This is a genomic window from Devosia sp. CN2-171, from assembly GCF_049354815.1.
Taxonomy (GTDB): Bacteria; Pseudomonadota; Alphaproteobacteria; order Rhizobiales; family Devosiaceae; genus Devosia_A.
In genome coordinates this window covers 3,468,478-3,488,573 of sequence record NZ_CP186479.1, presented here as the reverse complement: position 1 = coordinate 3,488,573, position 20,096 = coordinate 3,468,478, and the positions used below count along the sequence as shown (strand labels likewise).

General features: G+C 62.1%; 28 protein-coding genes. 13 read left to right on the top strand and 15 right to left on the bottom strand.

What is annotated here, in order from left to right; all coding sequences use genetic code 11:
• Positions 1-166 precede the first annotated feature (166 nt).
• The 4 genes from ACOYW5_RS17345 to ACOYW5_RS17330 all read right to left on the bottom strand — a co-directional run bounded on the left by ACOYW5_RS17345 (position 167) and on the right by ACOYW5_RS17330 (position 1,908).
• Positions 167-754 (bottom strand): SH3 domain-containing protein, encoded by a 588-nt coding sequence (locus tag ACOYW5_RS17345; protein WP_423066142.1) that lies wholly within the window; start codon positions 752-754, stop codon positions 167-169.
• 11 nt (positions 755-765) lie between these two features.
• Positions 766-1,248 (bottom strand): SH3 domain-containing protein, encoded by a 483-nt coding sequence (locus tag ACOYW5_RS17340; RefSeq protein ID WP_423066141.1) that lies wholly within the window; start codon positions 1,246-1,248, stop codon positions 766-768.
• A gap of 205 nt (positions 1,249-1,453) precedes the next feature.
• A complete protein-coding gene (locus ACOYW5_RS17335; RefSeq protein WP_423066140.1) occupies positions 1,454-1,711 on the bottom strand; it encodes a hypothetical protein in 258 nt (85 codons plus the stop codon).
• Positions 1,711-1,908, bottom strand: a complete 198-nt coding sequence (locus ACOYW5_RS17330; RefSeq protein WP_423066139.1) for a hypothetical protein — start codon at positions 1,906-1,908, stop codon at positions 1,711-1,713. Before ACOYW5_RS17330 ends, ACOYW5_RS17335 begins: the two co-directional genes overlap by 1 nt.
• Positions 1,909-2,240: 332 nt before the next feature.
• On the opposite strand from ACOYW5_RS17330, the gene ACOYW5_RS17325 reads away from it, so the two are divergent.
• Positions 2,241-2,501 (top strand): DUF6894 family protein, encoded by a 261-nt coding sequence (locus tag ACOYW5_RS17325; RefSeq protein ID WP_423066138.1) that lies wholly within the window; start codon positions 2,241-2,243, stop codon positions 2,499-2,501.
• Between the two features lie 736 nt (positions 2,502-3,237).
• On the opposite strand, the gene ACOYW5_RS17320 is transcribed toward ACOYW5_RS17325, so the two are convergent.
• The 3 genes from ACOYW5_RS17320 to ACOYW5_RS17310 all read right to left on the bottom strand — a co-directional run bounded on the left by ACOYW5_RS17320 (position 3,238) and on the right by ACOYW5_RS17310 (position 4,694).
• Entirely contained in the window at positions 3,238-3,516 is a 279-nt protein-coding gene (locus ACOYW5_RS17320) for a DUF6894 family protein (RefSeq protein WP_423066137.1), read from the bottom strand.
• A gap of 165 nt (positions 3,517-3,681) precedes the next feature.
• Positions 3,682-3,960: a GFA family protein gene (locus tag ACOYW5_RS17315; protein ID WP_423066136.1), complete on the bottom strand. Its 279-nt coding sequence runs from the start codon at positions 3,958-3,960 to the stop codon at positions 3,682-3,684.
• Between the two features lie 476 nt (positions 3,961-4,436).
• Positions 4,437-4,694, bottom strand: coding sequence for a PilZ domain-containing protein (locus ACOYW5_RS17310; RefSeq protein WP_423066135.1), 258 nt, complete (start codon positions 4,692-4,694; stop codon positions 4,437-4,439).
• A 142-nt stretch (positions 4,695-4,836) separates the two neighbouring features.
• Here ACOYW5_RS17310 and ACOYW5_RS17305 point away from each other — a divergent pair, with 142 nt between their 5' ends.
• The gene (locus ACOYW5_RS17305) at positions 4,837-5,034 is read left to right on the top strand and encodes a hypothetical protein (RefSeq protein WP_423066134.1); all 198 of its coding nucleotides are present in this window, start codon (positions 4,837-4,839) and stop codon (positions 5,032-5,034) included.
• A gap of 108 nt (positions 5,035-5,142) precedes the next feature.
• Positions 5,143-5,943, top strand: coding sequence for a class I SAM-dependent methyltransferase (locus ACOYW5_RS17300; RefSeq protein ID WP_423066133.1), 801 nt, complete (start codon positions 5,143-5,145; stop codon positions 5,941-5,943).
• Between the two features lie 138 nt (positions 5,944-6,081).
• Here the strand turns inward: ACOYW5_RS17300 and ACOYW5_RS17295 are convergent, their stop codons facing one another.
• The 6 genes from ACOYW5_RS17295 to ACOYW5_RS17270 form a co-directional block, all read right to left on the bottom strand.
• Complete coding sequence (locus ACOYW5_RS17295; RefSeq protein WP_423066132.1) at positions 6,082-6,492, bottom strand: cupin domain-containing protein; 411 nt, start codon at positions 6,490-6,492, stop codon at positions 6,082-6,084.
• A gap of 62 nt (positions 6,493-6,554) precedes the next feature.
• A complete protein-coding gene (locus tag ACOYW5_RS17290) occupies positions 6,555-7,103 on the bottom strand; it encodes a hypothetical protein (protein WP_423066131.1) in 549 nt (182 codons plus the stop codon).
• Between the two features lie 45 nt (positions 7,104-7,148).
• On the bottom strand, positions 7,149-7,682 hold the full coding sequence (locus ACOYW5_RS17285; protein ID WP_423069487.1) for a TetR/AcrR family transcriptional regulator: 534 nt from the start codon (positions 7,680-7,682) through the stop codon (positions 7,149-7,151).
• Between the two features lie 175 nt (positions 7,683-7,857).
• Entirely contained in the window at positions 7,858-8,127 is a 270-nt protein-coding gene (locus ACOYW5_RS17280) for a hypothetical protein (protein ID WP_423066130.1), read from the bottom strand.
• 22 nt (positions 8,128-8,149) lie between these two features.
• Positions 8,150-8,761, bottom strand: a complete 612-nt coding sequence (locus tag ACOYW5_RS17275) for a DUF924 family protein (RefSeq protein ID WP_423066129.1) — start codon at positions 8,759-8,761, stop codon at positions 8,150-8,152.
• A complete protein-coding gene (locus tag ACOYW5_RS17270; protein ID WP_423066128.1) occupies positions 8,758-9,015 on the bottom strand; it encodes a hypothetical protein in 258 nt (85 codons plus the stop codon). The genes ACOYW5_RS17275 and ACOYW5_RS17270 overlap by 4 nt, the downstream gene beginning before the upstream one ends.
• A 1-nt stretch (position 9,016) precedes the next feature.
• Here ACOYW5_RS17270 and ACOYW5_RS17265 point away from each other — a divergent pair, with 1 nt between their 5' ends.
• The 7 genes from ACOYW5_RS17265 to terL all read left to right on the top strand — a co-directional run bounded on the left by ACOYW5_RS17265 (position 9,017) and on the right by terL (position 15,981).
• Positions 9,017-9,967, top strand: a complete 951-nt coding sequence (locus tag ACOYW5_RS17265) for a LysR family transcriptional regulator (RefSeq protein WP_423066127.1) — start codon at positions 9,017-9,019, stop codon at positions 9,965-9,967.
• A 183-nt stretch (positions 9,968-10,150) separates the two neighbouring features.
• Complete coding sequence (locus ACOYW5_RS17260; RefSeq protein WP_423066126.1) at positions 10,151-10,531, top strand: RidA family protein; 381 nt, start codon at positions 10,151-10,153, stop codon at positions 10,529-10,531.
• A gap of 410 nt (positions 10,532-10,941) precedes the next feature.
• Positions 10,942-11,556 (top strand): hypothetical protein, encoded by a 615-nt coding sequence (locus tag ACOYW5_RS17255; protein ID WP_423066125.1) that lies wholly within the window; start codon positions 10,942-10,944, stop codon positions 11,554-11,556.
• A complete protein-coding gene (locus ACOYW5_RS17250) occupies positions 11,553-11,912 on the top strand; it encodes a hypothetical protein (protein ID WP_423066124.1) in 360 nt (119 codons plus the stop codon). The genes ACOYW5_RS17255 and ACOYW5_RS17250 overlap by 4 nt, the downstream gene beginning before the upstream one ends.
• A 558-nt stretch (positions 11,913-12,470) precedes the next feature.
• Positions 12,471-13,991 carry a site-specific DNA-methyltransferase gene (locus ACOYW5_RS17245; protein ID WP_423066123.1) on the top strand — a complete coding sequence of 507 codons (1,521 nt, stop codon included), beginning with the start codon at positions 12,471-12,473 and terminating at the stop codon, positions 13,989-13,991.
• A 3-nt stretch (positions 13,992-13,994) separates the two neighbouring features.
• Positions 13,995-14,507 (top strand): DUF5681 domain-containing protein, encoded by a 513-nt coding sequence (locus ACOYW5_RS17240; protein ID WP_423066122.1) that lies wholly within the window; start codon positions 13,995-13,997, stop codon positions 14,505-14,507.
• Positions 14,500-15,981: a phage terminase large subunit gene (gene terL / locus ACOYW5_RS17235; protein ID WP_423066121.1), complete on the top strand. Its 1,482-nt coding sequence runs from the start codon at positions 14,500-14,502 to the stop codon at positions 15,979-15,981. Before ACOYW5_RS17240 ends, terL begins: the two co-directional genes overlap by 8 nt.
• Before the next feature lie 330 nt (positions 15,982-16,311).
• Here the strand turns inward: terL and ACOYW5_RS17230 are convergent, their stop codons facing one another.
• Positions 16,312-17,031: a hypothetical protein gene (locus tag ACOYW5_RS17230; protein WP_423066120.1), complete on the bottom strand. Its 720-nt coding sequence runs from the start codon at positions 17,029-17,031 to the stop codon at positions 16,312-16,314.
• 212 nt (positions 17,032-17,243) lie between these two features.
• Between ACOYW5_RS17230 and ACOYW5_RS17225 the strand changes: the two genes are divergently transcribed.
• On the top strand, positions 17,244-17,450 hold the full coding sequence (locus tag ACOYW5_RS17225; RefSeq protein ID WP_423066119.1) for a helix-turn-helix domain-containing protein: 207 nt from the start codon (positions 17,244-17,246) through the stop codon (positions 17,448-17,450).
• A gap of 122 nt (positions 17,451-17,572) precedes the next feature.
• Here the strand turns inward: ACOYW5_RS17225 and ACOYW5_RS17220 are convergent, their stop codons facing one another.
• A complete protein-coding gene (locus tag ACOYW5_RS17220; RefSeq protein WP_423066118.1) occupies positions 17,573-18,481 on the bottom strand; it encodes a LysR substrate-binding domain-containing protein in 909 nt (302 codons plus the stop codon).
• 116 nt (positions 18,482-18,597) lie between these two features.
• Here ACOYW5_RS17220 and ACOYW5_RS17215 point away from each other — a divergent pair, with 116 nt between their 5' ends.
• The gene (locus tag ACOYW5_RS17215) at positions 18,598-19,230 is read left to right on the top strand and encodes a DsbA family protein (RefSeq protein WP_423066117.1); all 633 of its coding nucleotides are present in this window, start codon (positions 18,598-18,600) and stop codon (positions 19,228-19,230) included.
• Positions 19,231-19,280: 50 nt separating this feature from the next.
• Positions 19,281-20,096, top strand: coding sequence for an MBL fold metallo-hydrolase (locus ACOYW5_RS17210; RefSeq protein ID WP_423066116.1), 816 nt, complete (start codon positions 19,281-19,283; stop codon positions 20,094-20,096).

The window sequence follows — 20,096 nt, the reverse complement described above, 5'->3', positions numbered from 1 at the left end:
ACCGAGGTCAAACCATCTGCTAGCCCAATAGCGAGGTCAGGGCGGAACCAAAATGGTCGGCAAACTGGCGGCGTCAATGGTCCCGACGTGAAACTGCCGGCCCTCGGGGAGAGAGCCGGCAGCTTCGACGGGCGCCCCTCTTGCGGTGAAAGAGCGCCCGATTCCTTCAGTTCAGGTTGTCGAGGTAGTCGCAGGTCTCCCTGGTTTGCCGATCGCTGCCGTAGTCGAAGATGGCACGCCGATCTCCAGGTCGGTCTCGACGCTCGGCCTCGCTGCGCGGCAGCACGCGTGCGCTTTCTACATCCGCATCTGCGCCGGCTTCGACGTCGTCTTCATCGAAGAAGGTCACGAGGCAGACCAGTTCCTCGCGCGGTCCTCCGCCACCGCCACCACCACCACCGCCGTCACCGCCGTCACCGCCCGGGAAGCCCCCGCCAATGATGATGCTGAAGTTGATGTCGGGTCGAACGCGCCGTCCGCCGAGATAGTCGTCATCCAGGTTGTTGGAGACGAGGAAGCGCGCCGACACCCAGCCATCCGGGCCGGGATGGGTGATGTAGCACCAACCGTTGGACCGACAACGACGGACGTTGACGTCCTCGCCCCGGAACAGCCGGTCGACGATACGATAGCCGGTACCGGGGCCGGATCGCACATTCACGGAAAGCCTGGCCTCGGCTGCACTGACAGCCGTTGGCAGGGCACACAACCCGGCCAGGAGCGCCAAGGTGGAGAGCATCAGTGTCTTTTTCATCGTTCTTCCTCCTAGAGCTTCGCCTGCAGCCCGGGCTCGCCGGCGGCACGCAGGAATTTGCGATAGACCCATCCGGTCCGCCCGCCTGCATCGATCAGGATCCAGCCATTCTGTTCGCGCACCGCTGTAACTTTGCTTCCGCCTTTGAGGGCGAAGACCTGCGGCGTTGCTTTGTTCGGGCCGCTGCGGACGCGCAGTGACTCCACTCCAACCGTGTGGGTGTACCCGGAGACGACGGTTTGCATCGTCGTTTTGCCGGCGGCACCACTCGGGGGGGTGGGTACCACCTTGACTGTCTTGGCGATGTTGAATGCGTCGGGCTGGGCGACGGCGAGCGTCGAAACGTAGTTCGTGGTCATGGCCGCCTTCACAGACGTCGTCCGGCCGGCTTCCGCTATTTGAGTAAGGGTGAACTGCAGCCCCCCGAATGTCATGAGGCCGGCTAGCAGCGTCACGCATATGAACACGGCGGCAGAGGCGAGTGTGTGGGCCATTTTCGGCTCCTTATTGTCGCGATGTGCAGTCCTAGTCCTAAGTGACAACAGCCTTGTGTTTCGTGAGTTGCAGGCGACTGAAGTCGCCATTGAACTCGACCTGAGGTTTCCCGTGCATGGAACCGTATCGCAGCCGTGCTGACGGGCTCCGGTTATTGGTTAGCAGCTGGATGTCAGGTTCAATCGTCTGCCACGGCAGCGATGGCTAAAGCGGGACCGCCACAAGCTCCATGCCGAGCTGCAGCGCCAGCTTCACGGCATCGTCCCAGCCGAGTTCCTGTGCCGTGCGCGGGTAGATCTCGTGGCCAGTCGCCACCCATTTGCGTAACCGCATCGCGCCGTTCTCTGTCGCCGTCTCACGGGTCATGCCGTGCCCGGTGCACCGAGGCGCGTCCGGAAACGAGATGCTGAAGTGGTCGCCATGATCATCGACCAGGCCAAAGACGATGGTCAGCTTTGGCATCAGAGGCCGTGCCGCTTCTTCAGGTCTTGGCGGATCGATTCCGGCAGCGATAGCTTGCCGAGGATATCCTCGACGATCTCGCGATCTGTCATCTGGCCGCCGGTGCTCGACAACCCCTTGCTGCGGGCGAGCGCCGGGCCGAGCTTCTCCCGCACGCTGGGCGCCGCTGGCTTATGGGGGAACTTCGGCTTGGGCATGAAACGCGCCTTACTGACTGACGCGACTCAACACCGAAATGGGCGTCATGTTCCAGCGATAAACTGAGCCAGATTGCCGACTAGGTAGATGCTACCGGCGAGAAGCGCGACGATGACTAACCACGCGACAATCATCCACCCAATGCCGTACCGCCCCCTGAGCATGATGCTCCTCCCGCGGGCCGGATAGTCGGCTTGTCTGCATGGCCCCTAGCATCAGGTTCGGAGAATATCGCCGCCGCCACGGACCGCAAGCGACTCCGTGTTCAACTCAGCCCCCCTTTTGCAACCAAGCTCCGTTTGCCGCGTCTTGGGAGCTGGTGGAGGCTAAAATGCGGTACTACTTTGATATTTTCGACGGCGACCACTGGGCGCGTGACGACATGGGCGTGGATTGTGCCAACGACCGCGGAGCTCGTCACCAGGCAGTCTTAGCCATAACTGAACTGGCTCGCGAACTCCTGCCACACGATGGACCCGAGAAGGAACTCGCTATTCGCGTCAGGTTGAAGGAGGAAGTGGCGTTCTCAGTGCGGCTGGTGTTTGAGACGTCGTCCGGCCCGGCTCTCACGGATGTTTCAGTGTTGTCTTAAGCGCTGCGCCGACTAGCCCCGCAATGGCCAGTGCCCGTAGATCAGTGCGTAGCAGACAACGCCGAAAAGAATGAGGCCAGCCGCTACCATCGCTACCTCAAGCCATCTAGGAAACCGCCGGCCGAACATGAAAGGCGCAAAGACCGCCGTCAGCGAAAGGGCACCAGCGAACGCCAAATGAAGGACGAGCTGGTCCCCGGGTACCATGAAATCCGGCGTCAAGGGCATCCCCACCAGAGGTGCTTATCAGCCGAGAACACTGCGCAAGAAGATTGGCTCCGTCAAACAGAACCCCGGTCCTCCTGTCGCAAGGAGAGCCGGGGCTACCAGGAGCCTGGACGGACCAAGGAGGGCTTGGGGGCTCGGTATGGTCCGTTGGCGCGAGAGTTATGCCGCTCAAAACGTGTCGACATATTGACGTCGACGCCAAGACACAAAGGCCCCGACCCTTCCCAGCAGCGGAAAGGATCGGGGCCAAGTTGTGTTGTGAGAACCGAGAAACGAGTCCTCAAGAACAGACAAATTCCAAGGCAGTTTCGCGGGACCGCCGCATGATCTGCCGGGGACTGCAGTCGGGCGAGAGGCAGGCTATCAGTGGTAGCTCGATTATCGTGCCGACGACGTGACAAGCGCCAGCAACAGGTTGCTCCGTCCTCTCCATCTAAACCAGCTCGCAGCGGCGTGACGGGCCTGACAACTACATTTGATGCTTTGTGTGCGCCACCCCTGTTTGGCGTCAGCGACGTAGGCCGAGATCGGCCGCAAACTCAGTGTCATCACCATTCGCGACCTGAAGCCTGAAACTCAGAGACACAGTGAAGAGCGGACTTCCATGGTGGTCGCGGACCGCCACAGACATGTCGTAACTGGTGCCGTCGTCGGGAAGGATATCCCGAGCCATTTCGGCCAGCGCAGTCGTCGCCTCACGAAATGCGGAGCTTACGCTGGGATGGTCCTGGCCGGTGTCGTCACGGAAAAAGCGTGGACCATCACTGATATCGAGGAAGTACCGCATGCTGGTCTCCCCTGGTCGAGATATCGCCTTTCCTTAGATCGGCGAGGCCGGTCGATGCCAATCACACATGGAATTGGTCCTTGATCGGCCTCCATCTGCTCTACGAACGCCGGTGGGTCGAACTTTGTTGCTGGCGACCTAGGCGAGGGATCCCTGGACGCCCCACTAGTCGTTTGCGCCCTTGGTCACTTGAATTTGCTGGAAGACATCCCGGCCGAGAACGCGGGCGTTGAGCCCCATCCATGGCACACTCTTGGCATCAACGGGCCACCAATGCGTGGTCATCCCGCAGGTCGGGCAGAAGTGAAATTCGAGAAGGCGTTTGTTCCACACATAGACCGAGGTCGATCCGCTGATATTGACCTGATCGGGCGAGTAGTACGCCCAAAGGGCCCCCCGCTTCTGGCAGTGTTCACACTGACAGTCGTTGAGTTCAGTGGGCATCGAGGCGACGCGGATTTTTACCGCCCCACAGTGACATGAACCTTCGATGGCATCGTGTCCTAGCAACATCAGCTTCAGCCCTACTACTCGATCAGCTCCGACCGTGCCGCAAATTTAGTCGGCTGGCGAGCCCGGACCAGCAAGGCACCTTTGGCGCGGCAATTGCCGTCGGGTGGGCCCCGAGGAGTCGTCTTGATCATACCGTCGGCGCCGCGTTCTTAAACGGGGGGTCCGCAAGAGGTCACGGGCAAGTCTCATACGTCCACGATGGGACGCGCGTATTCTTCTGGCACAAGGACGGGACTACGTCTCGGTGACGCCGGCCTCCCGGTCCTCTTTGGCCTGCTCGACTATCTCAGGCCCGAACCACAGCGACCTTATTCGGATCCGCGGGCGTCTCGGCCGCTTCGACGTCGTCCTCGTCTGCACCAATGGGCGCCCTCGACACGTCATCGCGCTAACGAACGACATTCTAGCTAAACCGTGTCGTCAAGTTCGAACGAAACTCCGATCTCCAACGAGCCCCTGCGCACAATGGTCGCTGCATAGGCCTTGCCGTCGGAGAGTTTGAGCTCGAAACGCTCTGGTATCCCGACAGGGCTGTCGACCCGAAGGAGGGCGCCCGTCTCTGACAGGTTACGTACGACGCAATTGATCGTTGAGGTACCGCCGTTAAATACGATCAGCGCCCCCTTGAGCACACGGTGGCGTTGCGATCTGCGGTTTTCGTTCATTCTTGCCTCCGGCTACAGCGAGAAGGACCAGAGTAGCTGAAGCCACGTCGACGACAGTCCGCTTTTGAGCGTGGCACATGCGGTGACTTATGCCCGCCAATCGGGACACCAGTAGGATGCATCTCGTTCAAAGGAGGACAAGATGCAGCAGTGGTGGTGGGCCATGGTGCCAATGGTGGCGGCGTCAATCGGGTACGTTATAAGGCGCGCGTTCGAGAAGCGGAGACGTTCTGAGGGACTGAAGCGAAGGCTACAGGCGCTTGCGCTGCATCAAGGTCTCAAACGCGCGGGCCTGTCGATGAGTGACTTGGACAAGGTCGAAAAATCGGCCGCCGACTAGAGATTGATGAGTGGCGGCTTTTGGCCAACGCGGCCATCGCGTCTTGGCGCGCTGGGCCTCGTGTTCTAGGTTGTCCACCTCGTTCCAGGCAATTCCGGGAGAGCCAAGATGGCGTCCACATTCACCGTGCACGAGGCGTCCGGGTATGAGCAGCTTATGGGGCGATGGAGTCGCAAGCTTGCACCCGCATTCGTCGAGTTTGCGGGGCTCGCTGCCGGCGAGAAGCTGCTCGACGTCGGGTGTGGTACGGGCAGCCTGACATTTGAACTCGCCACACGAAGCGAGCCCGTCGAGATCCGAGCCATCGACTACGCTCCGGCATTCGTCGAGGCCGCGCGGCAGGCTAATACCGATCCGCGGGTCACGATCGAACAGGCGGACGCTACTGCATTGCCCTTTGGGGATCGGACATTTGATCGGGCGATGGCGATGCTCGTATTGCACTTTGTCCCGGACACGCCGCTGGCAATAAGAGAAATGCGCCGCGTCGTCAGGCCAGGCGGTGTCGTGGCGGCGGTTGTGTGGGACCATCTTGGTGGCATGTCCGGAATGCGTATGATCGTGGACACCATCGCAATGCTGTCGGAAGGTGGGCGCCAGCTTCGCAACCGCTATGTCTTCCAGCCAATGATGCAACCTGGCGAAATGAAACGAGCCTTTGTCGACCAAGGACTGAACAACGTGGCGGAGGACCAGCTGATGGTCCGCATGGACTACCGCGACTTCGATGACCTGTGGGCGCCCATAGCTGCCGGCGAAGGACCGCTTGGCAAGTTTGTTGGCCAACTCGAAGCAGAGGAGCTCAATAGAGCAACCGCCGCAGTTCGAGATGCATACGAAAGCGGGAGACCTGACGGCCCGCGTTCGTTCGCCAGTTTGGCCTGGGCCTGCCGCGGGATTGTTCCGTAACCGGCGGCACTTCGGCGGTCCCTCCCTCGACCGCGACACGGGTGTCTCCTTTCGGCGCAAAGCGGACGCTGGCCTATGTCTGCATTTTGGCCAAAGCGGACACCATCTAGCGACCGCTGTTGGCCCCAATGCGGACCTTCACCTAGCCATTTCACTGTCGAGATGCGGGAGCAGCACAACACTTTCTTGCTCGTTGGGGTCGGTCCGAGCAACGATTGCGGAAGCGGGGGTATCGGTCAGGTTTGCTGGTAGGTGCGGCACTCCAGCAGGGATGTAGAACAGATCCCCGGCGTTCGCCTGGACGTGATGTTCTAGCTGTTCGCCATACCAAGCGTCGATCCGGCCGGAAAGCACGTAGATTGCCGTCTCATGGTGCGCGTGCAGATGCGGCTTCGCTCGGGCGCCCGGCGGCATCGTCAGCACATGCATACAGATTCCTTGAGCACCCACAGTTTCCTTGGATATTCCATGCAGGTAGGACAGATCCTGTTTCCCCTGGTAGGTCGAACCTGCGCGAACGAGCTGACAGGTAGGGCTAGCCTCATTCATTCTGAATTTCCCCGATTGAAGCTTGCGGAGGGCGGACGTCCTTCGACGCCCACAACCACTGCTCAGACTGGATGGCCGAGCGCCTCGGCCAGCACCTTTGGCGGAAGCTTTTCCGCCAGGACGTTGGCGAGCGTCGTTTCCAGGTCGCGCAGCCGGTCTTCTAGGGTCGCCATCCCCGGTGCGCCGAAGGTGTCGATGTAGCGCTGTGTCTCGCCCTTGGCGAAGAGTTCGACCAGCACCGTCGCATCAATCCAGACCTTCACTATCTTGAAGAGCCCGGTTTCGACCTCCTGCGAACGCCAACCTTCGCGCTTGGCAATCGCCTCGATTTCGCCGCTGCTCCTTATGGTGCTGATCAAAACATGACCGCTTCCCGGAGCAAAATCAGCGGGGCGCTGCCTAAGACCAAGTGGCGCGTCCGGGTCGAATACTGCCGTCGCCGGCAATATCTCGAGAAACGAGCCGCGGTCATCGCCGGCAAGCACGAACCAGGCACCGTGCGGAAAGGGGGGCGTTGGCGCACGCATAGCCGTCGCACCCGTGAGTTCGGCGAGCACTTGGGCAACCCGTCCTGGGTTACTCACGCCGAACGACATATGGTGGATCATCATGACGAAACTCCTTTGATCGTCTTTGTGCCCGACCCGCAATTCGGTTCAGCCGCGCCCTTGCGCGGCCAAGATCAACGCTCTGACGGCCCATTGCGCGGCCTCCGCCGCCGATGCGCCAGAAAGCTGCCAATTGTCCTTCATGGATGCCCAACCCGTCGCCGAACAGAGCACAGTCACCGAGGCGAGCAGCCGTGTCGCCTCATCTTCTGGCAGCTGGTCAACCACCGGCCTCAGGGCCTCGGAAAACTTCCGTCGTCTCGCATCGGAATTGGCGAGGCGCACCGAACGGCCGTGCGGGTCGTGCATCATCGCCCGCACCAGCGCCTCGTCTCGATCGAAGGCCTCGAATAGCGCACTGACATGCGAGACCACTTCGTCAGGTGAGGTCGGCAGCGGCGGGACTTCGATGAGTTCGTTCACCCAGCGCCAGAACGTGCCGAACAGCGCCTCCCGATTCTCGAAATAGCGATATAGCGTGCGCTGCGGCACGCCGGATTCCTTGGCGACTAGATCAAACGTCACGTCGCTGCCGCGCCGTAGCAGGGTCGCCACGCCCTCCATGATTCGGCCTTCGGTCATGGCGGCCAACTCTTCGCGGGGAGACGGTCGGGATGTTATGTTTGTGCTCATGGCAGTCTAACTGCCATAGTGGCATCTGTACTGTCAACACTTCCAACCACTGGCAGTCGGGCTTAGCCTTTTGACCCGAACTGAGAGGGCCCGGGCAATGCGCTCGGACCCTTTCCATTCTGGGCTAGGGCGTTACAACCGCATGCAGCGGCTGGTACTTCACCTTGGGGTGGATGCCCGGGGGCAGGTTCGGCGCCAAGTGTTTGGCGAAGAACTGAGCCGAGTTCTCCTTGGCCTCCCACAGCTCGACCACACGCCAGCCGGTTTCGGTGGGATGGGAAGAGTGCATCAGGAAGCCGGGCGCGTTCTTCAACGCCTCCATTACAACCTTGAGCGTAGCGTCGTAGCCTTCAGCCGTTTGACCGGTAATTTCAGCCGTCATCATGATGGTCATGTCGTTACTCCGTTTGGGTCGATCAGCCGGCAAAGCCGCCGGCATCGAGGAAGGACTGCTCTTCGCCGGTCGTCGGCCGGCCGAGGATGGCGTTGCGGTGCGGGAAGCGCCCGAAGCGCTGGATGATCTCGCGGTGGTGCTGCGCCCGGACCGAATGGGGCGGTCCCAGATGCCAGGTGAGTCGCACCGAGCGGTTCTGGTCGACCATGTCCTCCGAGTGGGCGAAGGGCAGGTAGAAGAACACCCGCAGAGCGGCCTCAACCGCGAGGTCGTAACCCCAGTCCACGGCCGCCGTCGCCACCTGCCGAGCCAGCGGGTCTGTGGTGTACATGCACGGCGTGCCGCGGAAGGCGTTGCGTGGGAACTGGTCGAGCAGTAGCATCAGGGCAAGCGCGCCATAGGGCGTATCTCCCCAGTCGGTGAGATCGCCGTGTGCAGCCGTCTCATGAAGGTTGAGGAAACCGTCGCGGAACCGCTCGTCGAAGGCCGGGTCCTTGGCGAACCAAAGTCCGGGTCCGGATTCTCTCCAGAACTCGACTATCGCGGCTGCGTCCGCGGCAATGTCCGGGTAGGGCCGGCCCGCGACCTCCGCCGGGGTTTTTCTCAGTGCGAGCGCGTGGCGGAGGGCCATCATCCCGAAAACCCTCCGTTGCGGAGGAACAATTCCACGTCCGAAATTGCTTCCTGCTTGGCCAGCTTACGTGCGTGGCGGCGAGGCTGCTTGGGAGCGGCAACGTCAGGACGGGAGGCGTAGTCCCGCGCCGCGATACGATCGCCGACAAGCATCAGGCTTTTGTACATTTCATTAGATTCCAGTTGATCGCCCAACCCGCGATTGTCTGATTGCCAGATTGCCGTATACTGAAGCCAGTGATATGATTTCAGCATTATGCTGCACGAAATTGATCTATCGCGTATCGATCTGAACCTGCTGGTGCTTTTCGAGGTCGTGCTTGATGAGCTCAACGTGGGGCGAGCTGCTCTGCGCCTCAGTTTGTCGCCCTCGGCGGTCAGCCACGGGCTCGGTCGGCTGCGTTCGCAGCTCAATGATCCGTTGTTCCTGAAGACGCCGAAGGGTGTCGTCGCCACAGAGCGGGCGCTGGCGCTGGCTGAGCCGGTGGCCGATATCCTGGCGCGCGTACGACGCGTCATGGCCACGGCAGAGCCGTTCGATCCCCTGACTTCACGGCGCCGTTTCATCATCGGCTCGCCGGACGGCAGCGCCATCGTGCCGCTGCCGATGCTGCTCGCCGACCTCGCGGCCAAAGGGCCGGGCATCAATATTGGTACACGCCAGCTCATGCCCGACCCCGCACAACTGCGGCCGTGGGATCCGGCGTTCGAGGAACTGGACGCCCGGCGCGTCGATATCGCGGCGATCACCTTTGGTGAGGTGCCGTCGCGCTTCGTCGCGCGACCGCTTTACACCGACGAATTCGTTGTCGTTGCGCGCCAGGGGCATCCGTTCCTTGCAGAGCCTACGCTCGATGCCTATTGCGCCGCCAATCACGTCGTCGTCTCGGGTCGTGCCGACCCCGCGAGCTACACGGGCGAAGTTCTGGCATCGCTCGGGCGGTCACGCCGTGTGCAACTTACCGTACCGCTTTTCGTCGTGGCGCTGGCCACGATCGCGGAGTCGGATCTTATCGGCTCCATGCCCAAGCGACTGGTCGCGAGTCTCTCCGATCGCTTCGGGCTGGCCAGTGCACCCCTGCCGTTCGACCATGGGCGGCCGAGCCAGGTGAGCCTGGTCGTGCCGCGCGTAGCGCTGATGGATGCCGGGCTCGCCTGGCTCGTCGGCCGCATCGAGCAACTCGTGGTGGAAACTGTCGCCGCGTGAGCGTTGCCAGCCGTCCTTGCCTCGACAGATTTGAAGAACCGCCGCCCAATGGCTCTCTGAGCGTCCGCTTCTGGCGCGAAGTGGACGCTGGCCGATGTCCGCATTTAGCCCAAAAGCGGACATTCAGCCGCTGTTCAGTACCAGTCCCATACCGCCCTTTCCCAAAATGGAGGTAGAGAGAGCATGTCACGTAGCATCGTCGCGTCTGAACACCTGCCCAAGGCGTCACCCTACTTCAGCCACGCCGTGAAGGCGGCTGGACTGGTCTTCGTGTCAGGCACAGGGCCCTACTCTCCAGAGACTGGCAAGATGGTCGGGGACACCATTCAGGAGCAGACGGCCCAGGCGCTTCGCAACATCAGCGCCATCCTCTCGGCTGCCGGCACCAGTCTCGATCGCGTGGTGAGCGCAACCGTGATCCTGGCCGACGAAGATGACTTTGCCGGAATGAATGAGGAGTGGCTGAAGTGGTTTCCCCTTGATCCGCCTGCACGGCAGGGGGCCAAACTTCCAGTCCGGGTTCCTGGGCTCAGGATATCGATTGCCATGATCGCCGAGGGCTAGCTGGGGTGTCCCCTACCGATCCTCAATTGAATTTATGGCCGTGCGCGTTCGCACTTCACGCCGGCGTGCCGGGCCGACACTCGAGGATCGTCAGACGCTTGAGCACAATGCGAGTGATTGAGCATCTGCCCAGCTAGCAACACAACAGAAAGGGCGCCGCCGGTGGCCGGGCGGCGCCCCCTCGTTGCCAATTGCATGGGAGGAACCAATCGTGGGGGCACGCAGGCTCCAATGCCGCCGCAACTCCAGGAAGGGCAACAACATATAGTTGGCCAACTAGCGTTATTGGGCCGTGACGAAGCTCGTCCCGACCTTATCGGCCTGTGAAATGCAAGGATTGCGCGGAAACTAGGGGCAGATACTGTTTCCGAAGCCACCTCGGTAGAGCTCCATTGGAGTGGAGGTGCAACATGCGACTCAGCCACTTCGCCCGCGGCGCCGTAGCAGCCGAGAATGCCCGACGTGCGATGATGCTGCGCGGGTTCACTCCGAACGGCTATCGCCTTTGGGACGGAACAGAAGCCGGCAATCTACTCCGACTTCACCCTGACTATGTTGCTGCGGTAGCACTGAACGTCCGCAGGACGAAGGTTGCCCACTACGGCAAAGCGAGCCGAATGGGCATTGCGCGTCATCGGTCCAAAGCCTGGGACTCGAACGAACTCCTGCGCCTTCACCGCATCTTTCCCCACGGGACAAAGCCAGACGTCATGGCGGCGTTGCCGGGTCGTACTTGGGACGCTATCTGCGGAAGGGCGTACCACGATGGTTATCATCGACCGCCAAGGCACCCGATCGCGAGCGGGAACCACATGCTAGATCAAATCTACATCAGGGCCGTGAAGGAGCGATGGACCCTCAGGGATCTCGACGAGGCATGCCACAGCAATCGCTATTTCGCCAGACACAAGTGGCGCGGCGGAAAGTACGTCGCGGCGTATCATTTCCGCGCCGTGAAGATACTGCGAGGGCGAGTAAAGGTTCGCTGGATTAGCGCTGCGCAGGTACTGGGGCAAAATTCGTGAAGCCTTACACCCTGGCTGAAATTGCGTTCCTGCGGGCATCCTTAGCGACAATGAGTGACATGCAGGTGGCGCTGGTCCTCGGCCGACCCGTCACGGGCATTGCCGTGAAGAGAAGAAGGCTCGGCCTTCGCAAGACTCCAAAGTCCGGCAGCTCCGGGCGCAATCTGATTGCTGATGAAATCCGAGAGAGAGCCCGCACAAGCGGATGGAGCCTGAAGGCGTTGGGTAAGGTGGTTGGCACCAACCGGCACCTGGTCGGGGATGGCTACCTGCGCAGGAAGGGCCTTAATCTTCGGGCAGCTGCGCAAGCTGTGACCCTCCTTGGCGGAGAGCTGTATGCCGAGTGGGATGACTAACTCTTGCGCCTCGCATCATGCCGGCGCAGAGCAGGTTAATGGGAATGGCGAGAGCGACACCGCATCGAGGCAAGTCACGCGCGATAAAAGTGGGGAACGAAGTGGGGACCCTGACCGACGCGGCATAAATCACAGCAATATCATACGCTTGACAAGCAGAGTGGCGGTGCATGTAGTCACCGCAAACCAGTCTCCGATTTCCCTGTTCGACGGGAGAATACAGGGACTTCGCACGTTTTCTGGCCCTTCGGGTACCTTTGTGACGCCGATTTTCTACGTCTTTTCAGTTCGTTAGCGGGCGAATTCCCTAAGCCCCTGAACAGGGAATTTCGTCGCCGATCAGGGAATGTCGGGTCCTGAACCCCGCCGTGATCGAGGTCGCGGAATGGCCCAGCTTTTAGGGTCGCGATCCAGGTGCCCGGCTCCTTTTGCACCGGGGTTCATTTGCTGTGAGCGACAGCGAATGCTCCCTCGATCCGGGTAGCATCAAGCCCTCGTCGATCGCCCTTTGAGGGGGTGCCGACTTTTCGTTTGAACCCCCAATTCCCTCATTCGCCGATGACGGCAATTCTGCTCGGGTCGCTGCCGCTCGCTCGTTCGAAAGCGGGGCGGCGCAACCGACCGGTACCGCTGTGGTGCCGGCTAAGCAGGAGCGCACAAATGGGAAAAACCCGACCATCCGTCTCGAGCCATAGAGGTGCCAACAGCCGACAAATCGAGTACTGGCCGACCTCGAACCTGCGCCCCGGTCCGCGAGTACGAAAACACTCCGAAGCGCAGATTGAGCGCATCTGCGCCAGCATCGAACGCTTCGGGTTCCTCAGCCCGCCGTTGATTAGCGATACCGGCGAGATCATCGCCGGCGTGGCTCGCGTCGAGGCGGCTCGTCGTCTCCGCTTCGACGAACTTCCCGTGCTCGTCGCCAGCGGGCTGTCCGCGGCCGATCTCAAAGCCTACCGCATCGCCGACAATCGACTGTCCGAGATGTCCAGTTGGGACAGGGACGCGCTGAGGCTCGAGTTCGAAGCGATCCTCGAGTTCGATGCCAGCTTCGACCTCCAGTTTTCTGGTTTCGACACCGCGGAGATCGACCTTGTCCTCAACCCCGTCTCGTCGGAGGACGAGCAGGGTCCCGATGACGAGGCCCCTGCCCCGGATGCGATCCCCGTCAGTCGGGTTGGCGACGTGTGGAGGCTGGGAGAGCATCGGCTGGTTTGCGGCGACGCGTTGTCATCCGAGATCTTCGAGGTGCTGATGGGCGGCGAACCCGCCCGGCTTGTTCTAAGCGACGTCCCCTACAACGTGCCCGTCGATGGTCACGTGGGTGGGCTCGGCAAGAAGCACCATCGCGAGTTTGTGCAGGCGTCCGGCGAGATGACGCCAGACGAGTTCGAGGACTTCCTGCGCAAGGCCATCGTGGTGATGGCTGCCAACCTGGTGGACGGCGGAGTCGTGGGCTTGTTCATCGACTGGCGCAGCGTCGAGACCATGCTCCGGGTCGGGCGCGAGCTTGGGCTGAAGCTGCTCAATCTCATCGTCTGGAATAAGTCGAACGGCGGGATGGGCAGCCTCTATCGCAGCAAGCATGAACTGCTTTGCTTGTTCAAGAAGGGCAAGGCCTCGCACGTCAACAACGTGATGCTTGGCGCCAAGGGGCGCTACCGGACCAACGTCTGGGACTACGCCGGGGTGAACACTTTTGGCGCTGGCCGCATGGCCGACCTCGAAGCGCACCCCACCGTGAAGCCAGTCGCCATGATCGCTGACGCTATCATGGATTTAACCGATCGCAATGAGTTGGTGATCGACAGCTTTGTCGGCTCCGGCACCCTGATTGTTGCTGCACAAAAGACAGGTCGGATCGCCAGGTGCACTGAACTCGATCCTCTCTACGTCGATGTCGCCATTCGACGGTTCAGGTCGCGCTTCGGGATCGAAGCCATCCACGAGGCGACTGGACAGACTTTCGATGCCGTCGCCGCTGAGCGAATGAGCGAACCGCCCGAACCGACTCCTGACGTCGATCCGCCCGTTCGGGTTCGCACGCGCCCCGTCGTCCCGGCCGCGGCGGAGACCTAAGCCATGGCCAATCCGATCAACAAACATGATCAGTCCGCTCCGACGACGTCGGTGCGAAGGCGCGAGAGGCCAAACCCTATGGCTGCACCGATCGACCAACCGCGCCGCGAGGCTTCGATGCCTCGCGCGCGCCCCGGCCCAGCGACCGAACGGCCCGACTATGACGTGGGATACGGCAAGCCGCCAAAACACTCGCGATTCCAGCCGGGCCAGTCGGGCAACCCCAACGGCAGGCCGAAAGGGGCAAAGGGGCTCTCGGTGCTGCTCCGTGAGGAGTCGCTCAGCAAGGTCACGCTCCGCGAAAACGGCAAAGAGGTCTCGATCACCAAGCAGGAGGCAGCAATCAAACGGCTCTTTTCCGACGCGCTCAGTGGGAAAGTCACTCCCATGAAGCTTCTCCTCCCGCTGCTCCTCAGCGCTGAGGCGCAAGACGCAGCGACTCCAGATGATCGCAACCTATCGCGCTCCGATGAGGAGCTACTGCGCACCCTGCTGAAGGATTTTGCCGATGAATGAGATCCCGAAACTCCCCCTGCCCGTCGATGATCAGGCGGCGGTGCTCGAAGTGCTGCTCACTCGACGGCTCGACGCCTTCATCGCCAAGACGTTTCAGCACCTCAACGCCGATCAGAATCTGAGGCCGAATTGGTTGCTCAGCACGATGGCCTGGCACCTCGATCAGGTCGAACGGGTCAGGCTGAAGCGCCTGATCATCAATGTGCCGCCGCGGCACCTGAAGTCGATCTCGGCTTCGGTGGCCTTCCCAGCGTTCGTCCTCGGACGGAACCCCGGCACGACGTTCACGCTCGTCTGCTACTCGCAGGAGCTGGGCGAGAAGATGATGCGCGACCTGCGCAGCGTGCTCGGCAGCGCTTGGTACCGACGAGCATTCCCGGAAGTGCGGCTCACAAAGAACACCGCCTCCGAAATCGTCACCGACCGCAATGGCGGCGTAAACATGACGTCGGTCGAAGGCACGCTGACCGGCCGCGGCTCCGACATCATCATCGTCGACGATCCGATCAAGCCGGGTGACGTGCAGTCGGAAGCCGAGCGCAAGCGCGTCAACGAGTGGTTTTCAAACACGCTGTTCTCGCGCCTCAACGACAAGAAGACTGGCCGCATCGTCGTCGCCATGCAGCGCCTGCACGAGGACGATGTTACCGGCTATCTCACCGCATCGCCCGACCATGGCTGGAGCCTACTGAAGGTGCCGGCGATCGCCGACTTAGATACACTCCATCCGGTGATCGGCAGGTCAGCGCCTTACGTCCGTGGCGCCGGCAGCGTCATCGACCCAGACCGCGAGGACCACGAGACTCTGGCGCAACTTCAGCGCGACCTCGGTTCGCTGGTCTTCTCGGCGCAATATCAGCAGGAGCCGCTGCCGCGCGAGGGCAACCTGGTGAAGACGGTGTGGTTCAAAACCTACACAGCGGACGACCTCACACTGGGCTTCGATGCGATCGTCGCCTCCTGGGATACCGCCTCTGCGGCGAACGACAACAACGACTTCTCGGTGGGGACCGTCTGGGGCGTGAAGGACAATCGCTACTATCTGCTGCGAGTTTACCGCGAGCGGCTCGAATATCCCGACCTCCGACGTCTCATCCTCGAAGTCGCTCGTCGCCATAGCGCCGGGCGCGTGCTGCTTGAGAAAGCCGACAGTGGTCGCAACCTCTATGCCGACTTGATCGAGCGCGACCGACATAACCGCTATCGCACGGTGACCCCGAAGGGCAGTAAGGAAGATCGCCTCGCCGCCTGCTCGGCCATCATCGAAGAGGGCCGGGTCTATTTGCCGGAGTCTGCTGACTGGATGCCCGCTTTCCTCCGCGAGGTCACCGGCTTCCCCAGCACCCGGCACGACGACCAGGTCGACAGCGTCAGCCAGTTCCTCAACCACATGCGGCGCCAGTCGGGCGGTCGGTTGAAGCTCGGCCCCGAGGGTCGCCCGAAGCTGGAGCGCAAGCGGCTTCGTCCACGCTGAGCAGACCCGCCTGCACGGGCGGTGTGCTGCTGGCCACCGCCCCGCCCTCGGCACTTCTGAATTGCTCCGGCTCAATGCCGGTCAGCTCCACGAACAGGCGCTCGAGCCGATCGACCCGTTTGTCGTGCGGATGCGGGTCTTGATCTTCGAGGCAGTCGATGAGCTCCAGAATGGTCGAGGGTCGCAACTCGCTCTCGCGCAAAATGATCCGGTCGCGTTGGGTCGCGTAGTACCGAGCGTTCGCTTCGCGCTTATTCATCTCATCGTCCCCTGGTGCGCGGTCGTGCGTGGGCGAGAAGTTTCGCCCACGCCGATCCAACCTCCCGCCGGTCAATTGCCCATCCGCTTCACCGCCTCGGCCCAGTTGAACGGGAGCGGATACGGTCCGACGTACCAGCCGGTCATCACCGGGTTCCCCTCCACGTCACCGTAAGAGGCGAGCTTGATGTGCTCTTTGGTGTTGCTCTCAAGGGGCGCGAACGTGGGGTGACCATCCTTGTTGGCCACCATGAAGATCATCGGGTCGCTGAAGAACCCATCAAGGAAACCGCCACCGGCGAGGGTGCAGCCGGTCAGGCGGAACCCGTCGAACACGTCGGACCGGCAGTTGACGCTGGTGTACGGCCTGCCGTCAAAATTCTGGAACAGCTCTCGGTCGTTCATCTTGATGTAGAAGAGCATTAGCGCCTCCTCGACCTTCTTGGCATCGTCGCTGGTCGATGCCTTCACGTCCGCCTCGTCGATGGTCACCCAGCCGCGCCAAATGGCTTCGCAGCGCTGCCCCCAGGACTCGGTCATCGCGAGAGGCTCCCATTCCGTGAATGGCGCACCCAGGTCCTTTTCGATCTGCGTGTAGTTCTCGGCCTGCCGCGCCCGGATCCACTCGCCCTTCTCATCGGTGCCAGAAATCCCGAACTTCTCGTCGGCCTCCCGGATGGTGGCGAGGTAGCGCTCCTGGCCGTCGCAATAGAGTTTTAGGGCATCGGGTCCGAACTTGGTCGCCTCCTCTGCCGCGGCAGGCGCGGCCGCACATCCTCCCGCTACAATCATCGAGAGGGCGGCAAGAGTCCGAACGCCACCGGCTCGCGGTCCGGTCCCGGGGCGGGCGGCTCGGTCATAAGTCTTTGGTTTCGTGCGCAAACTGATCTCCATCAGGTCCGGTTTTGATGCCAGACACTGATGAGACTCATAGGCTGCAAGTCAACTCGAAATGAGACTCATAGGCTGTAGATTGATCGGCTACATCCACGTCCGCTTCGTGGATGGATTTGCGGGCGATCTTTGCTGGAAACGTCAAGCGGCTGCGCAAGGAGCGCGGCATGTCGCAGGAGGATCTGGCGTTCGAGTCAGGGCTGCACCGGACCTACATTTCTGGGATCGAGCGCGGCGTTCGAAATGTCGGGCTCGACAATGTCAGTGTCATCGCCCAGGCGCTGGGCGTTCCGCCAGATGCATTGCTTAGAGCCTGAGGCGGGCGAAGGGCACCGTTCGACTAGGCCGAGCAAGTGAGGTGACTTTCCGCATCCCACCGTCTCCCGCGGGGCCAGGCCGGACGGTCGAGCCGTGCAGAACACGGTTATCTTTGACCGCGCTAGGCATGGTCGGCCGCTCCATTCGCCTCCTTGGCCAATGCCTTCAGCATACCAACAAAGGCTGTCACCTTGGCTGGCCGGAACCGGGTGGCGGGGTAGACGGCATGGATGCCACCCGACGGCAAGGTCCAGGACGGAATAACGCGGACCAGTCCTCCGGTCTTGAGATGCTCGGCCACCAGAAATTCAGGCAGCACCGAGAGCCCACCGCCGGCGAGCGTAGCCGCGAGCACCGCCGGGGTGGTGTTGATGGCCATGGCCATCCGCATCCGCACGGGGCGGTGCTCGATGTCATCCTTCGAGAAGCGCCAGAGCAGCGGATCCTTGAGCGCCTCATTGGCAATGAACGGCAACGTCGCCAGGTCTTCGGGCTGCTCGGCCGTCACGGCAATGGCCGGCGAGGCGACCAGAAACTGCCGGAATGCGCCGACCCGACGGGCCTGCAGGCTCGAGTCGAGCAGCCAGCCAACCCGGATGGAAAGGTCGATATGGTTGGCGATCAGATCAACCCGCGCGTCGGATAGCAGAAGCTCGACGCTGCAGGCCGGATACCGCCGGGAAAACTCGGCGGCGAGCGGGGCGATGGTCGATGTGCCGTAGTCGTTCGGCGCGGCGATGCGCAGCACGCCCGTCGGCTCGGTATTGGTCGCCGCCAACTCGCTGAACGCATCCTCTGCCTCCCGCAGGATCATGACGCAGCGCGCATGCAGCAGGCGCCCAGCTTCGGTGGGCTCCACGCGCCTCGTGGTGCGCAGCAACAGGCTGGTCCGGAGGTCGGCTTCCAGCCGCGCGACCTGCTGGCTGACGACGGCCTTGGTGATCCCCAACCGCTCGGCCGCCCTCGTGAATGAGCCGGCATCCACTACGGCCGAGAAATAGGCGAGCCGGTTGAGATTGATCGCTTCCATGCGGCCTTCTCCCCTAACTGTATGTTTTTGGCTTACAGTGTGTACTGTTAGTGATGATTTATCGACTAATCAATGAGGCATATCTCTTCGCCAACACAGTTCGCGGGAGACACTGAATGCGCATCACCTATCTCTTCGACCCGCTTTGCGGCTGGTGCTACGGCGCCGGCCCGGCCATCGAGAGGCTGGCCGGGCTCGACGGCGTGAGCGTTGAGCTTGCACCGACGGGCCTGTTTGCCGGCGAGGGCGCGCGCCCGATGGATACGCATTTCGCCGCCTATGCCTGGCAGAACGACCAGCGGATCGCACGTCTCACCGGGCAACCCTTCACCGAGACCTACCGCACGCGGGTCCTCGCTGCGTTGGGCAGCATGTTCGACTCCGCACCGGCAACGATCGGCTTGGTGGCGGTGGGGTTGGGCCAGCCCGAGCGGGAACTCGAGGCTCTCAAGACCCTGCAGCATGCCCGCTACGTCGACGGGCGGAACATCACCACGCTTGCCGCGGTGGCCGACGTCCTGGCCGAAGCAGGGTTCGCCGCGGCGGCCGATGGTGTGCGCGTGCCGGACCAGAATCTGCTGCAGGTCTATCGCCAGCGCACGACCGCCGCGCGTGAACAGATGGCCCGGTTTGGCGCCGATGGCGTACCCGCCCTGCTGATCGGGGAGGCCGGCGACCGCCGCCTCCTGCGCACCGGCGGCCTGTTTGGGCGGTTCGAACTATTGGCGGAACAGCTGCAGGCAGCGTGACGCCCTACCTCACTCCAGGGAACCACAACCATGTCGAAAGGAGACATGTCATGACGACCAAGCTCAGCTGGCAGCACTTTCCCGCCGGACCGAACGGCTTCTTCCGCGCTCCGGTACTGCTGTCGGGCCCGACCGAGGCGCTGCTGATCGACGGCGGCTTCACCTATCCGGACGGCCGCGCGCTGGCCGATGCCATCAAGGCAACGGGCAAGACGCTGACCGCCATCTATGTCAGCCAGTCCGACCCCGACTACTATTTCAGCCTGAAGCCGATCCGCGAGGCCTTCCCTCACGCCAAGGTCATCGCCGCTTCCGACACCATCGCGGCGATCAAGGCGAACGTCGAAAAGAAGCTGGCAACCTGGGGCCCGCAGCTCAAGGAAAACGGCCCGCAGACGCTCGCCGATATCGTCCTGCCGGAAGCATTCGATGGCCCGTCGCCCACCCTCGACGGCGAGACGGTCGAGATCGTTGCGGCCGAAGGGCTCGCGAACCGGCGGTACCTCTGGGTTCCCTCGCTGAGCGCGGTGTTTGGCGGCGTGATGATCTTCTCGGGCGTGCATGTCTGGGTCGCCGATACGCCGACCAAGGAGCAGCGCACTGCCTGGATTGCCAACCTCGACAAGATCGCCGCTCGTCAGCCGGCGGTGGTGGTGCCTGGACACATGACCGCGGACGCCGCCATCGGTCTTTCGGCCATCGAGCACACCAAGAGCTATCTGCTTGCCTTCGAGGAGGAGCTTGCCAGGGCTGCCGACAGCGCGGCGCTCAAGGCCGCGATGGAGGCTCGCTTCCCCGGCCTCGGCATGGGCGTGGCGCTCGACATCGGCTCCAAGGTCACCAAGGGCGAGATGAAGTGGGGCTGA

Excerpts from the sequence above, each read along its gene's own strand:
- ACOYW5_RS17345 (WP_423066142.1), bottom strand. The coding sequence starts at position 754 with ATGAAAAAGACACTGATGCTCTCCACCTTGGCGCTCCTGGCCGGGTTG.
- ACOYW5_RS17340 (WP_423066141.1), bottom strand. The coding sequence starts at position 1,248 with ATGGCCCACACACTCGCCTCTGCCGCCGTGTTCATATGCGTGACGCTG.
- ACOYW5_RS17335 (WP_423066140.1), bottom strand. The coding sequence starts at position 1,711 with ATGCCAAAGCTGACCATCGTCTTTGGCCTGGTCGATGATCATGGCGAC.
- ACOYW5_RS17330 (WP_423066139.1), bottom strand. The coding sequence starts at position 1,908 with ATGCCCAAGCCGAAGTTCCCCCATAAGCCAGCGGCGCCCAGCGTGCGG.
- ACOYW5_RS17325 (WP_423066138.1), top strand. The coding sequence starts at position 2,241 with ATGCGGTACTACTTTGATATTTTCGACGGCGACCACTGGGCGCGTGAC.
- ACOYW5_RS17320 (WP_423066137.1), bottom strand. The coding sequence starts at position 3,516 with ATGCGGTACTTCCTCGATATCAGTGATGGTCCACGCTTTTTCCGTGAC.
- ACOYW5_RS17315 (WP_423066136.1), bottom strand. The coding sequence starts at position 3,960 with ATGCCCACTGAACTCAACGACTGTCAGTGTGAACACTGCCAGAAGCGG.
- ACOYW5_RS17310 (WP_423066135.1), bottom strand. The coding sequence starts at position 4,694 with ATGAACGAAAACCGCAGATCGCAACGCCACCGTGTGCTCAAGGGGGCG.
- ACOYW5_RS17305 (WP_423066134.1), top strand. The coding sequence starts at position 4,837 with ATGCAGCAGTGGTGGTGGGCCATGGTGCCAATGGTGGCGGCGTCAATC.
- ACOYW5_RS17300 (WP_423066133.1), top strand. The coding sequence starts at position 5,143 with ATGGCGTCCACATTCACCGTGCACGAGGCGTCCGGGTATGAGCAGCTT.
- ACOYW5_RS17295 (WP_423066132.1), bottom strand. The coding sequence starts at position 6,492 with ATGAATGAGGCTAGCCCTACCTGTCAGCTCGTTCGCGCAGGTTCGACC.
- ACOYW5_RS17290 (WP_423066131.1), bottom strand. The coding sequence starts at position 7,103 with ATGATGATCCACCATATGTCGTTCGGCGTGAGTAACCCAGGACGGGTT.
- ACOYW5_RS17285 (WP_423069487.1), bottom strand. The coding sequence starts at position 7,682 with ATGACCGAAGGCCGAATCATGGAGGGCGTGGCGACCCTGCTACGGCGC.
- ACOYW5_RS17280 (WP_423066130.1), bottom strand. The coding sequence starts at position 8,127 with ATGACCATCATGATGACGGCTGAAATTACCGGTCAAACGGCTGAAGGC.
- ACOYW5_RS17275 (WP_423066129.1), bottom strand. The coding sequence starts at position 8,761 with ATGATGGCCCTCCGCCACGCGCTCGCACTGAGAAAAACCCCGGCGGAG.
- ACOYW5_RS17270 (WP_423066128.1), bottom strand. The coding sequence starts at position 9,015 with ATGCTGAAATCATATCACTGGCTTCAGTATACGGCAATCTGGCAATCA.
- ACOYW5_RS17265 (WP_423066127.1), top strand. The coding sequence starts at position 9,017 with ATGCTGCACGAAATTGATCTATCGCGTATCGATCTGAACCTGCTGGTG.
- ACOYW5_RS17260 (WP_423066126.1), top strand. The coding sequence starts at position 10,151 with ATGTCACGTAGCATCGTCGCGTCTGAACACCTGCCCAAGGCGTCACCC.
- ACOYW5_RS17255 (WP_423066125.1), top strand. The coding sequence starts at position 10,942 with ATGCGACTCAGCCACTTCGCCCGCGGCGCCGTAGCAGCCGAGAATGCC.
- ACOYW5_RS17245 (WP_423066123.1), top strand. The coding sequence starts at position 12,471 with ATGACGGCAATTCTGCTCGGGTCGCTGCCGCTCGCTCGTTCGAAAGCG.
- ACOYW5_RS17240 (WP_423066122.1), top strand. The coding sequence starts at position 13,995 with ATGGCCAATCCGATCAACAAACATGATCAGTCCGCTCCGACGACGTCG.
- terL (WP_423066121.1), top strand. The coding sequence starts at position 14,500 with ATGAATGAGATCCCGAAACTCCCCCTGCCCGTCGATGATCAGGCGGCG.
- ACOYW5_RS17230 (WP_423066120.1), bottom strand. The coding sequence starts at position 17,031 with ATGATTGTAGCGGGAGGATGTGCGGCCGCGCCTGCCGCGGCAGAGGAG.
- ACOYW5_RS17225 (WP_423066119.1), top strand. The coding sequence starts at position 17,244 with ATGGATTTGCGGGCGATCTTTGCTGGAAACGTCAAGCGGCTGCGCAAG.
- ACOYW5_RS17220 (WP_423066118.1), bottom strand. The coding sequence starts at position 18,481 with ATGGAAGCGATCAATCTCAACCGGCTCGCCTATTTCTCGGCCGTAGTG.
- ACOYW5_RS17215 (WP_423066117.1), top strand. The coding sequence starts at position 18,598 with ATGCGCATCACCTATCTCTTCGACCCGCTTTGCGGCTGGTGCTACGGC.
- ACOYW5_RS17210 (WP_423066116.1), top strand. The coding sequence starts at position 19,281 with ATGACGACCAAGCTCAGCTGGCAGCACTTTCCCGCCGGACCGAACGGC.